Source organism: Borrelia anserina Es, from assembly GCF_001936255.1.
Taxonomy (GTDB): domain Bacteria; phylum Spirochaetota; class Spirochaetia; order Borreliales; family Borreliaceae; genus Borrelia; species Borrelia anserina.
This window is the reverse complement of sequence record NZ_CP013704.1, coordinates 765,734-780,538: the sequence shown is the minus strand read 5'-3', so window position 1 is coordinate 780,538 and position 14,805 is coordinate 765,734. Positions and strand designations below refer to the sequence as shown.

Below are 14,805 nucleotides of genomic sequence, written 5' to 3'. Positions count from 1 at the left end.
GAAAATGAAAAATATTAAACCTTTAGCCGATAGAGTTTTAATAAGAATAAAAGAAGCCGAAAGTAAAACAACTTCAGGGTTATATATACCAGAGAATGCAAAAGAAAAAACAAACATTGGAACAGTCGTAGCTGTTGGCTCTAACAAAGAAGATATTACTGTTAAAATTGGAGACAAAGTACTCTATGAAAAATATGCTGGAGCTGCTGTAAAGATTGACGATAAGGAACACTTAATTTTAAAAGCCAAAGAAATAATAGCTATTATAGAAGAATAAAAGGAAAGAGAAACTAAACTTACGTTTTAGTTTCTCTTAAAAGGGCAAAAACCTTAAAAAGTTAACGTTTTACATCCTATTATCCGAGTCAAACAAATTAAGTTAAGATCAATACATAAAAATGATAGTGGTGCTTTTAAAACTAGTATTTTTTCTAAGTTTACTTTTTTTTCTAAATAAAAAATCATTTCTTAATTTATTCATTTGTAAAATAAAGAATGAATAAATTAAGATTTAAAGGTAAAACCATATACTCAAGTAGATTTAAAGATATCTATTATGATCCACAATACGGAATTGAAGAGAGTACTTATGTATTCATTAAAGGTTGTGACCTAGATAAGGAACTTGCGACTCTAAAAAGCGCAACAATTGCAGAACTAGGATTTGGCACTGGACTTAATTTCATAGCACTCTCAAAATATCTAAAAGAAAATAACCTCAAAACAAAAATTAACTACTACTCAATTGAAAAGTTTCCTCTAAAAAAAGAAAAAATCAAAAAAATATCACAATTTTTTAGTAAAGACACACACTATTTTAAGGCATTGCTCAAAAAATACCCCAACAAACCAACAAAAAACATAAAGTACAAAATAACAGAAAATATTAATTTAAAAATCCTAGTTGGAGACGTTAGGGAAAAACTTAAAGAGTTACCAAAACACATAGATTACTGGTTTTTAGACGGATTTAGTCCAAGCAAAAATCCAAAAATGTGGAATAAGGAAATATTTGCTATAATTTCAAAAAAGAGCAAAATCGGAACAAAACTTTCAACATTCTCTGCAGCAAGAATTGTCAAAGATGGATTAAAACTCGGCAATTTTAACTACTCCAGAATAAAAGGATTCAACAATAAAAGACATATGATCAAAGCACACAAGGAGAAATAAATAAATCAACTTACTCAAAAACAAATTTAAAGAGATTAATATTATCTCCTTAAATTATCAATATAAATGTTAATTTTTAAAATGAAAGAATCAAATTCTTCTAACTTTGATTTCTCAAGATCAATAATTTCAACAGGAGCATTTGACAAAAAGTTTTGATTTTGAAGCTTTAAAAGAGTTAAATGTTTAAGTCTCTCATATTTTTCTAGTTGTTTATTAAGCCTTGCAAGCTCCTTATTAGTATCTATTAAGCTCTTAATATCAGCAAAACTTTCAAAGCAAACACTAGGAACGCCTATCATATCAGAATAACGTTCATTGTAAAAAATACAATCAAAGTTAATAAGTTTTTTTGCAATATGTTCATGATCTTTAAAATACTTCTCGTACTCAAAAGTATCACCAAATCTCAAAGCAACATTAATCTTAATATTAGGAACTATACTAAATTCACTCCTAAGAGTTCTAATTGATATAATAAATTCCTTAAACAAATTAAACTGCTGAAACTCTTCCTTAAAATCCCTCTGACTCACAAACTCAGGATACTTTGCCAAAGCCAATACATCTTTCAAAGGCATAAACTTAGAATAAATCTCTTCAGTAATAAAAGGTATAAAGGGATGCATAATGATTAAAGACTCTTTTAAGAAAAAAATCAGCTTAGAAATAGTCATATTCTGAAGATCAATATCATTACTACCCAAATTAATTTTACTGATTTCAATATACCAATCACAAAAATTATTCCAAAAGAATTCATATACTGCTTTCGCAGCTTCATTATACTTATAATTTTTAAAAGCCCAATCTAAAAAGGCAACAGTTGAATTTAAGCTCGTAAGTAACCATTTATCAATACTATCAAACTCCAAGTTATCTAATATTACCCTACCCTCTAAGTTTGATAAAATAAATTTAGAGGCATTAAATACTTTATTTAAAAACCTAGCTCCAAACATAAAATCTTTAGTATCGATATTCAAATCCTGACCCTGCACAGATAAAAATGCAAGAGTAAAACGCAAAGCATCACTGCCATACTGATCAATAATTTCAAGAGGATCTATGCCATTACCTAAAGATTTTGACATTTTTCTACCCTTTTTATCTCTTAAAAGGGGTGTTATATATATATCCTTAAAAGGTACCTGTCCTGTAAACTCAAGTCCTGCCATTACCATTCTTGCTACCCAGAAAAATATTATGTCATAAGCAGTAATCAAAGCATTCGTAGGATAATAATTTTCAAAATCAAGAGTAAGTTCTGGCCAACCAAGAGAAGAAAAGGGCCATAACCAAGAAGAAAACCAAGTATCAAGCACATCCGGATCTCTAACAAAGCTCCTATCCTTATACTCCTCATTTAATGAAGGATCAGACTCACTAACAATAATTTCTCCTGTCTTAATATCATACCAAGCAGGAATGCTATGACCCCAAACCAATTGCCTAGATATACACCAATCCTTAATATTTAATAACCAATGTTTGTATGTATTTTCCCATTTCTTAGGATAAAACCTAATCTCACCATCCATTAAAGCCTTCAAAGCAGCATCAGCCAATGGTTTCATTTTTACAAACCACTGAGTTGATAAATAAGGCTCAATGATCTCTCCAGATCTATGACAATGCCCAACCTGATGTTTATGACTCTTAACATCTATTAAAAATCCTTTATCTTTTAAATCTCTCTCTATCTTGTTCCTAGCAACACTAACACTTAAGCCTTGATACTCAATTGGAACATTTTCATTAAGTTTCGCTTTCTTAGTTAAAATATTTATCATAGCAAGATTATGTCTCTTTGCAATCTCAAAGTCATTAGGATCATGGGCAGGTGTTATTTTTAAAGCACCACTACCAAATTCCATATCGACATGACTATCTGCTATTATCTTAACCTTTCTATTTGCAATAGGAACTATAATATCTCTACCAATCAGAGACTTATACCGATTATCATTAGGATTAACAGCAACAGCTACATCTCCAAACATTGTCTCAGGCCTAGTGGTTGCAACCTCAATAAAACTACCATCATTTAATAAATATTTAATAAAATAAATCTTTCCAATAACTTCTCTGTATTCAACCTCTTCATCACTAACAACACTCCCAGATCCAGGATCAAGATTTACAAGATATTCTCCTTTATAAATTAATCCCTTATTATATAAATCAATAAAAACTTTATTAACAGCCCGACAAAGCCCAGCATCAAGAGTAAATCTCTCCCTAGAATGATCATAAGAAGCACCAAGTCTCTCTACTTGATTGACAATTATCTCTCTATGCTTATCTTTTAATTTAAAAATTTCCTCAACAAATTCTTCACGACTAAAATCATCCTTACTTTTTCCAAGTTTTTTAAGATGTTTCTCAAAAACAGCTTGGGTTGCAATTCCAGCATGATCTGTTCCAAAAAGCCAAAGAGTACTAGCTCCCCTCATTCTCTGATAACGAACAAAAATATCTTGCAAAGTAAAATTAAGGGCATGGCCCATATGAAGAATGCCTGTAACATTTGGAGGAGGTGCTACCATACTAAATCTTAATCCAAGACCCTCATTAGGGATAAAAACATCATTATTAAGCCATTTTTGATAAATTTTATCTTCAAAAACCCTAGGATCATAATTTTTTGAAAGTTCATCACTCATTACTTCAAGAATCTCCTATAATATCCATTCGACACAAATTTTCAAAAAGTTCATCATAATTATTTGAATTCATAATATTATGAAAATACTCACTACATCTTTCATCTTCATTAAAATAAATTTTGAAGTACTTCTTAAGTTTATTAAAATCTTTAGTAAGACTCCAAGTAGAATGAAAATCTGTTATGTGCAATTTTAATATATTTAATCTAAAATTCAAATCATTACTCAAAAAGTTGGGTGAACCTTGCTTAAATAAGTTTAAATTTCTAAAAATACCACGACCAAACATTACTCCATCGATAGAATATTCTTTTACAATTTGATGCGCTTGCTCTAAACTTAAAATATCCCCATTGCCAATAATTAATACAGCAAAACTGATTTGATCCCTCAGCTTAACAAGCTTATCAAATACAACAATATCCACAGGACCTTCACCTTGGTTAATAGCAAGCCTGGGATGCACTGTCAAAATATCCACATCCAATTCAAGTAAAATCCTAACCAATCTTCAATTTCATCATAAAAAACCATGTCTCGTTTTCATACTAAGAGGCAACCCAAATTTCACACATACCTCTTTACTTGCCATAATTATTGTACGGACTAAGGATTTATTATTAATTAAAGCAAAATAAACTCCCTTTTTAACTATTTTTTTAGGACATCCCATATTCAGGTCAATATCCCCAAAATCCCAAATTACTTAAATTTCTATTGCCTTAAAAAATTTTTCAGGGTAATTGCCCCAAATCTGAGCAATCAAGGACCTACTAATCTCATCATTTTTTGTCAAAACATGTTGCATTAACTGATTTGACTTATTTAAAAGTCCTTTTACAGAAATAAATTTCGTAAAATAAATATCAGGACCATCTTTTCCACTCCCTATAAAACTATCAAATAAGTCAAATTTCTAAAAACAATATTTGTAACATCTTCAATCGGAGCTAAAATCATAATTGAATGACTCATATTACTTACAAAATTCATAAAATAAATATATAATAAGATAGTATTATGACAAAGAAACACACGTACTTTGCAGAAAAATAAAAAATTTTCACCATCAACTGTGCACAACTTTAAGGATATATCAAAAATCAATCAAGATACAAACATTCATAACAATACTAACATTGAAATAAAAAACTACATAAATCTTATACCCCCCCCCTTAACTAGAGACAACAATAATAAATAGAACAATTTTTTTAATGCAATAAATATAAAATTAAATAAAATATCAATAATATCTGAGATAGCCATTAAACTATATCTTAAAATGAATACAGTCACTATTTTAATAACTATTTTATATTATAAATACAAAATACGAAGATATAGAAAAAGAAGTTTACATCATAAAAAAGGTTAAAATAAATTCAATAAAAACATAATACATTAATTAAAAAGGATACTTAACAAAATTGAAATTAATTGAATATATACTAACAAAAGCAGAATTAAACATCAAAGGCTTTGTAAAGAGAAATACACAATTAAAAATGATAGAAAAAATAAGAAAAGCCTTTCAAAATGAACAATTTTTAGTCATTGAAGCACCAACAGGAACTGGAAAAAGCCTTGCTTATCTAATTGCTGCTATTGATTTCATTCAAAAAACACAAGAAAAAGTAATAATCTCAACAGCATCTATTAATCTTCAAGAACAACTCATTAAAAAAGACATCGAGTCTTTGGCAAAAATCATCCCTTTTAAAATGAAGTTTGGAATCATTAAAGGCATGAGGAACTATCTCTGTCTTCGTAGACTTGAAGAACTTGAAAACAACCTCCTAAAACATACATTCAACAAAAAAAACTTAGAAGAATTAATATACTGGGCACAAAATACAAAAATAGGAGATAAAGACGAACTCAATTTCATAGATGAACAAATATGGGAGGAAGTATCGGCAAATCCTGAGACATGTTCAGGTCTCACATGCCCCGATGAAAATAAATGCTTTTTTAAAAAGGCAAGAAGAAAAATACTAGAATGTGATATTATCATCACTAATCATCATCTACTCCTAACTGATCTTTATATAAAAAACGAAATATTAAAAGAAAAAGAAAACTATAAAAATGACTCTGAAAAAAATGATGAAGAGATTAATTTAATCTTACCTAATATAAAAAATATGATAATTGATGAAGCACACTATTTAGAAGAAGCTGCAAGAACTCTATTTAGCAGAAATTTTTCAAGAATCGGGATAAAACAAATTTTTACAAAGATAGATAAAATAATAAAAAAACAAAACATAAATAGTAAATACAAAACAAATGTCGAAATTGCAACGATGCTAAGCTTCGAAAATATAGAATATGCAATAAAAACACAAAAAAATTTTCCATCAATCTATAGAGTTACTAATGACATACATAAAACAGATTTTTACACACAAATTAAAACACACCTAAAAGAGATAATATATAACTTAGAAAATTATAAAGCTACTGTAATGTCAATAACAAAAGATATGGAAAACAAAACAGCAAAAATTGAAATAGACAGATTAATTCGAAATATAGAATCTAAAGAATCATTAATTAAAAATTTCATCTCTGAAAACCAATATGACAATCTTTGTTCTTGGATAGAAAATAAAAAAAATACACCCATATTTAAAACATCAGAGATTGATTTAGGTCCTGAACTAAACAAAATTATGTATAAAAGAGCAAAAAGAATAATTTTTACCTCAGCTACTCTCATGATAAATCAATCATTTTCATACTTTTTAAATCAAACTGGACTAAACTCAACTGACCAAAACATCACAACTGAAAAATTGCCATACTCCTTCCCTTATAAAGAAAAATCAATACTCACAGTTATATCAAATATTGAAGATCCTACTAAAGAAGAAAAATTTCTAAACCAATCAACACAATATATTAAAGAACTCGCAATGTTAAACAAAGGCGGGACCTTAATTCTTCTAACCTCATTTAAGAGTTTAGAATATGTAGGCAAAAACATTAAAGATTTCTTACTTGAAAATGATATAAACCTCTTCATACAAGGAGAACTTCCAAAAAATGAACTAATAAACTCTTTTAAAGAATCAACAAAAAAAAGTGTACTTATAGGAATAAAAAACTTTTGGGAAGGAATTGACATTAAAGGAGATAAATTAACAATGGTAATAATTCCCAAACTGCCATTTCAAACTCCTTCAAATCCTATTTTAATAGCAAAAAAAGAATTAGCCAAAAAATCGGATAAAAATTTCTTTACGCAAGAAACACTGCCACAAGCAATAATGAAATTCAAACAAGGATTTGGAAGATTAATTAGAGATTCAAAAGACTATGGAATTATAGTATGCTTTGATAAAAGAATCTTCGAAAAAAATTATGGCAAACTATTTATCTACTCCTTACCTAAAATTAAGACTTATTACTCAACTTTTGAAAATATCAAACTAACAATAAATACATTCTTTAAAAATATAGATCAGAATACTAATCTATAGAAACATTATCACCTGGAATCTTAGTCTTTCTTACCAAAATATCCTTATATCCCGCAGATTTAATAAGTTCAACATTCCTATGAACATCATCAGCATAAGTAGGAACGAATACTGTAAAAAAAGGGCCATGAGAATTTACTAAAACATTAAGCCCAGTTTTCTGAAGTATTTTATAAGCCCTTTGAGCATAATCTTTAGTCTTATAAGAACCAACTTGTATGTAAAAGTCTGGTTCTCTAGTTGAATTATCTAGGATTTTTTCTGCAACCTCAGAATGATCTTTATTTAAAGAAGAACCTATATTTAACTTTGAATCTGCAATAACAGAATCATCCTTAGAAGGATCAACTACCTTAAAAGTTTTCTTAGATTCTTGAGCTGTAATGCTTTTTTCATTCAATTGTTCCAATACTTCAATTTTTACAGGTGCAACTCCTATACCCAGAAAATCTAGCTTTTCAGCAGCAGATTTTGACAAATCAATTATTCGATCTTTCCTAAAAGGCCCCCTATCATTAATTCTTACAACAACTGTCCTATTATTAAGTAAATTAGTAACTTTTACAATAGTATTAAATGGAAGTTCTTTATGAGCAGCCGTAAGAGCTGTCATATCAAATTTTTCACCATTAGCAGTAGACTTGCCATGAAAAGCTTCTCCATACCATGAAGCAAGTCCCACAGTAGCACTGTTCAACTGAGCAACAGCAAAAAACAAAAATAAAAACCTAAATCTAATACCCATAATATCAAAAAAGCTTATCATATTAATAATTATTATACTACATTGTATATTATAATATAAAGCTTAAGACTCATAACATAAAATCAATCATCTAAGTTAACTTAAATTGTTTATTTGCAATTTTTTTGCTTTAATAAATAAGTAAGTAAAATCAATAGGAAATAATATCAATGAAAACAGAAATCATAGAACAATCGGAAATAAGTAAGGCAGCAAAATTTATAAGAACAGGAGAGCTAGTAGTATTTCCTACAGAAACAGTCTATGGAATTGGTGCTAATGCATACAATGATGATGCAGTGCGAATGATCTTTCTAGTAAAAAGACGTCCTATTACAAACCCTTTAATAGTGCATGTCGAATCAATAGAAAAGATAAATGAGCTTGTAGAGCACATACCAAAAAGTGCGCTGATTTTAATGCAAAGATTCACCCCAGGCCCAATAACATTTATATTAAAGAATGCAGGCAAAATATCTAACTTCATAAGCGGAGGACTTGACAGCATAGCAGTAAGAATACCATCAGAACCTGTAGCCATACAGTTAATCAAGATGAGCGGAGTTCCAATAGCAGCTCCATCAGCAAACTTATCAAGACGTCCCAGCTCTACCAATTTTAAAATGGCAATTAGTGAACTCGATGGTTTAGTTAAGGGGATCATCAAAAAAGATGGAGAGTCAAAAATTGGCATAGAATCAACCGTTATAAGATTCGATCTTAAAGGAAACATATCAATACTAAGACCAGGTTTAATCACAAAAGAAATGATAGAAAAAGAACTTAAAGGAGAATTTAAAGTTGAATATTCAACAGGAAAGGAAATGCTATCCAAATCACCTGGAAATTTACTAGAACATTACAGACCACGCATACCCGTTTATCTATTTAAGAAAACAGATAATATAAAACAGTATGCATTAAGAAAAGACACAAAAGTGCTCATTATGCGAGATACTCTTAATTCATATTGGTTTAATAGTTTTTGGAATATGAATAATATTTGCGTATTTAATACATTAGAAGAATATGCAAAAAACATTTATAAAGTATTTGTAGAATCTGAGAAAGAATACAACCAAATAATTGCTGAACTTGTAGATGACAGCCAACTTGGATACTCAATTAATAATAGACTTAAGAAAGCCAGTCTGAATAAATTTATTAGTTAAATCAATACAATATGAATTAAAATTACCCACCTAACAGTTCTAAATATTTAAGGGCAATAGGATTAATTGCATCATATTCAAGAACTATTTTAAAACAACCCTTAGCCTCTTCTCTATGTTCCATCTTTAGATAAAGAATCCCAAGATTTAAAATAACTTTTATATTATCAGGTTCAAGTTTTAAAGCTCTAAGTAAATATTTAAGACTATCATTAAATTCAAAAAGTCCCATAAAACAGATTGCAAGCTCATTCATAGCATCGACATTTTTAGCTTTAAAAGATAATACTCTAAGAAAAGCATCTTTTGCCTCAGAATAAAACCCCTTTCTTCTATACCCCCATCCAAGTAAAAACCAAGCATTCCAAGAATCTCCATGATATTTTAACAGTTCAACAAGTTCAGAAATAGCTTCATCTTCCTTTGACAAAATTATTAGATTATATACTCTCTCAAGATTTAAGGCCAAACCTTTATGAACTCCGATAGCATTTAAAACTTCATTTACCTTACTCTTTAATCTTAAATTATTAGAAATTTTCAAATAATGCTTAAGCAACTCTTGTGCCTTGTCCAATTTGTATTGCTTAACAAAGAAAAAGCCAGCATTTACAAAAACATTTTCATTTGGATTTTCAAGTTCTAAAAGTCTCTCATAAATCTTTAAAGCATTTTGATTACTATTCAGAGCATCCATATCTTGTTCAACTCTTAAGAAATTTTCAGCCATCTTCTCATATAATAATGCCAAATTAACAAGAAGAACCTCATTCTCACCATCAATACCTTTTAATGCCAGAAAAATCTCAAGTGCCAAATTATAATCCCCCTCATCAATTTTAGTAATTCCAACATGAATAAGCGTATTGACAATATTGGGATTTAAAGCCAAAAGAAGCTCCTTATAATAAGGGAAATTAATATTACCTTGATCATAAGCCGAAATTTTAAGGATCGCAGAAATAACAGCTTCAAAACTAAGTTCATCCTGAGAAAAATTCTGAACATCACCAACCTCAACGGGCAGAAGTATCCTAGGATCAAACATAAAATCTTTAATTTGACTTGTAAAATTTTCTGGAAGAGAAATATAAACAATATTTTTAAGCATAAATCCTCTAATTAAAATAATCATGAATTAACATAGTATAGTCAAGGGGAATCTTTTCTTCACAGAATGCAACACCTAAAGCTAAAACTTTACCATTAGGAGTTTGAATAACACTCAAATTTCTTGTCTTACCCAAAATAGACACTTCCTTGCCTGCAATATTAAAACTTAAAGTCAAATCAATATTACTTTCATCTATTACCTCATAATCAAAATAGGATATTAAAAGTGCACCTCCATAAGATAGATCTTTAATCAAACATTTATACTTAACACCCTTAACTTCAACAAAAGCTTTATCAGAATCAATATTAAGTTTTCTAAGTGAATCTTTACTAATAATAATACGCTCATGAATTCTTTGATTCTGCCCAAGTTTCAAATCAAGCAGTTTGCCAATCTTAACTGCAAACTCTTCCGGAATAGGAGATAAAAAATCTAGAGTAAGTAAATTATATTCCTTGTCTTGAACAGAACAAGAAGATGTATTAACTAACTTAACAACCAAAGAGGGAATAAAAAAAGAATCATCCCCAGAACTATCAAAGTTCGTAAGCTGAATACTTCCTGAATTTCCATTTTGTGCTAAAACAGGCAAAATTTCATCTTCCTGCAAAATAAGCTTAATAGCATTCATAGAAATAGAATAAATTACACCTCGTGATACATAAGTACCAACTCTCAGTTCAACAGAATTTTTAATATTAAGGAAACTGTTGATTTCAGTGCTCATCTTAATTTCCTTACCTCGATATTTAGTTTCATAATCTTTTATTTTTCTAGAAAAAAACATAAACCTCTCCTTTGAAATCTAGCAAAAATGTTAAAAATGAAATCCAGGAACTCTAAAGCAATAAAATTCAAAAATCTCAAGTTATGCATAGTACACTTTAAAATAATTCTATCCCAAAATATTAGATACAACCAATAGCGCAGAATTTATTAAACATAAACATCTATCAAAATATTGAATCAATTGTATAAACAAGAACCACAAAAAAGCTTAACCAAAAGATCAATTATTAATTAAAAGTAACTGGTCATACATAATTCTCACTTACCAATCAAAAAATAATATCCATAAAAAACAGACCTAATTTTAATTAATACTAAATCCTTGCCAACTTAAATTACAGAATACATAACATATATGAAAAGAAATTATAACAATATATTCACATTAATAACAACTCATGAAAAATGTCAATTCTATAAATAATATTTATTAATATATAGTATAATTATATTAAAAGGGTATAATTTGAAAAGTCTTAAATTTAGAACAAGAACTAAGATACTCATTTATTTAACATACTTCACCATTAGTTTCTCTATAATTTTACTATCAATTGCCATAGTTGAGACTATAAACATACAAAGAGATAAAAAATTTGGCGAAGTAAACCCTGCCATACCATCAAAACTTTTTGATACAAATGGAAGACTAATAACACAATTTATATCCGATGAGAATAGAGAACTACTCTCTTTAAGAGAAATGCCTGATAACTTAATAAGCACACTTCTAATACGCGAAGATCTTAACTTTTTCTTTCACAGAGGCTTCTCACTTATAGGTATTTTCAGAGCCGCTTTTAATATTATTCTTGGAAGATACTTTTCAGGAGGAAGTACTTTAACACAACAATTAGCAAAACTTCTCTATACCAATCAAGCAAGACGATCAATCTTAAGAAAGCTAAACGAGATTTGGTGGGCTATACAACTTGAAAAAAAATTATCAAAATATGAAATACTTGAAAAATATCTAAATAAAGTCTATTTTGGAAACGGAAATTACGGAGTAGTAGCAGCCTCAAAATTCTTTTTCAACAAAAGCGTTAAAGATATTAACACGGCAGAAGCTGTTTTAATGATTATACAATTACCAAACGCAAAACTCTACTCACCATTTTACAATCCAGAATTTGCTAAAAAAATACAAAAAACAGTATTAAATCAAGTAGTATCTCATGGAATTATCAGTCCCCAATTAGCTGAGACAGAATTTAATGAATACTGGAGGACCTATGACTGGACACGCATGGCAGACACATCAGCTATCTCTGATAAAGAAGATCACGCACCTTATTTCTCAGAATATATAAGACAAAGAATCATTAAGCATCTTCCAGCCAGAACCAATATATACAAAGACGGGTACTCAATATACACGACACTTGACCTTGATGCACAAAAGTATGCAGATGAAGTTACACAAGAAATGATTACAAGAGCAAGAAAAATGTATAACTCTACCAAATCATCTGAGACACTGATAATTAACTCAGAAATAGTTCCCGTAATTGATACAATAGCTGATTTACTTGGAATAAGAAGCACTAGAATAAATGGTAGGCAATACAAAAAATTAAGAACAAAAAAATTCTATGAAGACAATATTGATTTAATTGCAAGCTTTGCAGCAATATTAGGCATTGATAAAATAGACAAAGCAACAAGAGAATACACAATAAACAATAAAACAAATCCAAACTTAACTGTACAACCAGAAGGCGCATTCATAGCAATAGATACTACAACAGGAGCGATAAAAGCAATGGTTGGAGGAAGTGGATATAGAAAGGGAAGCGAATTTAATAGAGCAACCCAAGCAAAAATACAACCTGGAAGTGCATTTAAAGCCCTATACTTTTCAGCAGCTATTGACTTAAAAAAAATCACAGCTGCAACAATGTTTTCAGATTCTCCAGTAGCTTTCTTAAATCAAGATGGAGAAGTTTATGCTCCTGAAAACTACGGAGGAAAATGGAGAGGAAATATATTAACACGTAAAGTACTAGCTTTATCCCTAAATATTCCCGCTCTTAGAATATTAGATATACTAGGATTTGAAAACGCAATTAAATATTCTGCTAAATTATTAGGAATCAAAGATCAAAATGAAATCAACAAAACATTCCCTAAAGTATATCCTCTTGCACTTGGCATCATATCAACATCCCCAATACAAATGGCAAGAGCATTTGCAATTTTGGGGAATAATGGCAAAGAAGTAGAACCATATGGAATTAGATATATTGAAGATAGAAACGGAAAAGTAATAGCAAACGTAGAATCTGAAATATTAACAGCAATCAAAAATAAAGGGACTAATGCACAAATAGTATCTCCTCAAACTGCCTATATTATGACAGACATGATGAAATCAACAATCCAATACGGAACTTTATCAAATCAAAGATATACAAATCTTAAAGACTTCAAATCTGACATTGCAGGAAAATCAGGAACCACCCAAAACTGGGCAGACGGATGGGCAATAGGATATTCACCCTACATAACAACGGCTATGTGGGTTGGTTTTGATAAAAAGGGATATTCATTAGGAACTGCTGGAACAGGAACAAGCCTTGCTGGTCCTAGTTGGGGCAAGTTTATGGCAGAATACCACAAGAACTTACCTAAAAAAGTTTTTATAAAACCTAAAGGAATAGTCAATGTAGAAGTACAATCAGAAACAGGATTATTACCAGAAGGAGTACCTAATGAAACAATAATAAATGAAATATTTATCTCAGGAACTGAACCGATTGAAAAGTCAAAATACTATGAAAACAAGTCTGAATTTTTAAACAAAATGGAATTTAATGTTTATGGAATCGATACAATCGATGACAATGATGAACTAAACATTGAAACTAATGAATTTGAATATTTGATGGATGATTTTAATCAATTAAATGAAACAGAAAATAAAACAGAACCTGAAAATGATACTCGTGAAACGAACAATAAGAGTTTAGATAGTAGCTTAAAAAATGAAAACATGAACCATGATATGCCAGATACAAAAATAGACAATAATACCAATGATACAAGAGCAGACGAGCAAAAAACAGATAATAACACTAAAAATGTATATAATACTGACACAAACAAAACAGATCAAGAAAATGATACAAAAACTGAGGAAAATGAATCTAAAGATAATATAGAAATCAAAGAAAACCCCTTTATTGATAACAATAAACACAAAGATGTTAATGGAGAAAATATTCAATTGGATTAATAAAAATGTTAATAGACTTAGAACAAATAAAAATTAAAAGACGAATCAGACAAAATATAGGAGATACCACAACTCTTAAAGAAAGCATAAAAAAACATGGTTTAATCTATCCAATAATAATAGATAAAGACAAAAATCTAATAGCAGGCTTTAGAAGGTATCAAGTATTAAAAGAACTTGGATATAAAGAAGTCGATGTTAAGGTAATTCCCATAGAAGATAAAAAAACTCTACTTGAGATTGAACTTGATGAGAATAATGTCAGAAAATCATTTACAAAAAGTGAAGCAGAGACAGGAGAAGAGCAACTAAAAAATTATTCTGAAAAAAACATAATAATAAGATTTATAAAACTTGTTATACTCAAAATAAAAAAATTCTTTAAACACAAAAAACAAAATAAAATTTAAATAC

The 14,805-nt window shown here is 29.3% G+C and carries 10 protein-coding genes and 1 pseudogene; 6 read left to right on the top strand and 5 right to left on the bottom strand.

The features are described from left to right. The first annotated feature begins 4 nt into the window (after nucleotides 1–4). Complete coding sequence (groES, locus tag N187_RS03685; protein WP_025419889.1) at nucleotides 5–277, top strand: co-chaperone GroES; 273 nt, start codon at nucleotides 5–7, stop codon at nucleotides 275–277. A 218-nt stretch (nucleotides 278–495) separates the two neighbouring features. Beyond that, nucleotides 496–1,173 carry a tRNA (5-methylaminomethyl-2-thiouridine)(34)-methyltransferase MnmC2 gene (mnmC2, locus tag N187_RS03680; RefSeq protein WP_025419888.1) on the top strand — a complete coding sequence of 226 codons (678 nt, stop codon included), beginning with the start codon at nucleotides 496–498 and terminating at the stop codon, nucleotides 1,171–1,173. 41 nt (nucleotides 1,174–1,214) lie between these two features. Here the strand turns inward: mnmC2 and valS are convergent, their stop codons facing one another. Next, complete coding sequence (gene valS / locus N187_RS03675; protein ID WP_025419887.1) at nucleotides 1,215–3,839, bottom strand: valine--tRNA ligase; 2,625 nt, start codon at nucleotides 3,837–3,839, stop codon at nucleotides 1,215–1,217. Between the two features lie 4 nt (nucleotides 3,840–3,843). Further along, nucleotides 3,844–4,515: pseudogene (locus N187_RS03670) on the bottom strand (tRNA-dihydrouridine synthase). Nucleotides 4,516–5,272: 757 nt separating this feature from the next. Between N187_RS03670 and N187_RS03665 the strand changes: the two are divergent. Continuing rightward, the gene (locus tag N187_RS03665; protein ID WP_025419886.1) at nucleotides 5,273–7,330 is read left to right on the top strand and encodes an ATP-dependent DNA helicase; all 2,058 of its coding nucleotides are present in this window, start codon (nucleotides 5,273–5,275) and stop codon (nucleotides 7,328–7,330) included. Here the strand turns inward: N187_RS03665 and N187_RS03660 are convergent. Further along, nucleotides 7,320–8,096: a septal ring lytic transglycosylase RlpA family protein gene (locus tag N187_RS03660; RefSeq protein ID WP_038443438.1), complete on the bottom strand. Its 777-nt coding sequence runs from the start codon at nucleotides 8,094–8,096 to the stop codon at nucleotides 7,320–7,322. The two genes, N187_RS03665 and N187_RS03660, sit on opposite strands and share 11 nt — an antisense overlap. A 149-nt stretch (nucleotides 8,097–8,245) precedes the next feature. Between N187_RS03660 and N187_RS03655 the strand changes: the two genes are divergently transcribed. Next, entirely contained in the window at nucleotides 8,246–9,247 is a 1,002-nt protein-coding gene (locus N187_RS03655) for an L-threonylcarbamoyladenylate synthase (protein WP_025419884.1), read from the top strand. 22 nt (nucleotides 9,248–9,269) lie between these two features. On the opposite strand, the gene N187_RS03650 is transcribed toward N187_RS03655, so the two are convergent. Together N187_RS03650 and plzA are read right to left on the bottom strand one after the other, a co-directional pair. Then, nucleotides 9,270–10,358 (bottom strand): tetratricopeptide repeat protein, encoded by a 1,089-nt coding sequence (locus N187_RS03650; RefSeq protein WP_233275059.1) that lies wholly within the window; start codon nucleotides 10,356–10,358, stop codon nucleotides 9,270–9,272. Between the two features lie 7 nt (nucleotides 10,359–10,365). Beyond that, nucleotides 10,366–11,151: a c-di-GMP-binding receptor PlzA gene (gene plzA / locus N187_RS03645; protein WP_025419882.1), complete on the bottom strand. Its 786-nt coding sequence runs from the start codon at nucleotides 11,149–11,151 to the stop codon at nucleotides 10,366–10,368. 468 nt (nucleotides 11,152–11,619) lie between these two features. On the opposite strand from plzA, the gene N187_RS03640 reads away from it, so the two are divergent. Next, on the top strand, nucleotides 11,620–14,391 hold the full coding sequence (locus N187_RS03640) for a PBP1A family penicillin-binding protein (RefSeq protein WP_038443436.1): 2,772 nt from the start codon (nucleotides 11,620–11,622) through the stop codon (nucleotides 14,389–14,391). A 5-nt stretch (nucleotides 14,392–14,396) separates the two neighbouring features. Next, nucleotides 14,397–14,801, top strand: coding sequence for a ParB N-terminal domain-containing protein (locus tag N187_RS03635; protein ID WP_025419880.1), 405 nt, complete (start codon nucleotides 14,397–14,399; stop codon nucleotides 14,799–14,801). Nucleotides 14,802–14,805: the final 4 nt, after the last annotated feature.

Excerpts from the sequence above, each read along its gene's own strand:
- groES (WP_025419889.1), top strand. The coding sequence starts at position 5 with ATGAAAAATATTAAACCTTTAGCCGATAGAGTTTTAATAAGAATAAAA.
- mnmC2 (WP_025419888.1), top strand. The coding sequence starts at position 496 with ATGAATAAATTAAGATTTAAAGGTAAAACCATATACTCAAGTAGATTT.
- valS (WP_025419887.1), bottom strand. The coding sequence starts at position 3,839 with ATGAGTGATGAACTTTCAAAAAATTATGATCCTAGGGTTTTTGAAGAT.
- N187_RS03660 (WP_038443438.1), bottom strand. The coding sequence starts at position 8,096 with ATGATAAGCTTTTTTGATATTATGGGTATTAGATTTAGGTTTTTATTT.
- N187_RS03655 (WP_025419884.1), top strand. The coding sequence starts at position 8,246 with ATGAAAACAGAAATCATAGAACAATCGGAAATAAGTAAGGCAGCAAAA.
- N187_RS03650 (WP_233275059.1), bottom strand. The coding sequence starts at position 10,358 with ATGCTTAAAAATATTGTTTATATTTCTCTTCCAGAAAATTTTACAAGT.
- plzA (WP_025419882.1), bottom strand. The coding sequence starts at position 11,151 with ATGTTTTTTTCTAGAAAAATAAAAGATTATGAAACTAAATATCGAGGT.
- N187_RS03635 (WP_025419880.1), top strand. The coding sequence starts at position 14,397 with ATGTTAATAGACTTAGAACAAATAAAAATTAAAAGACGAATCAGACAA.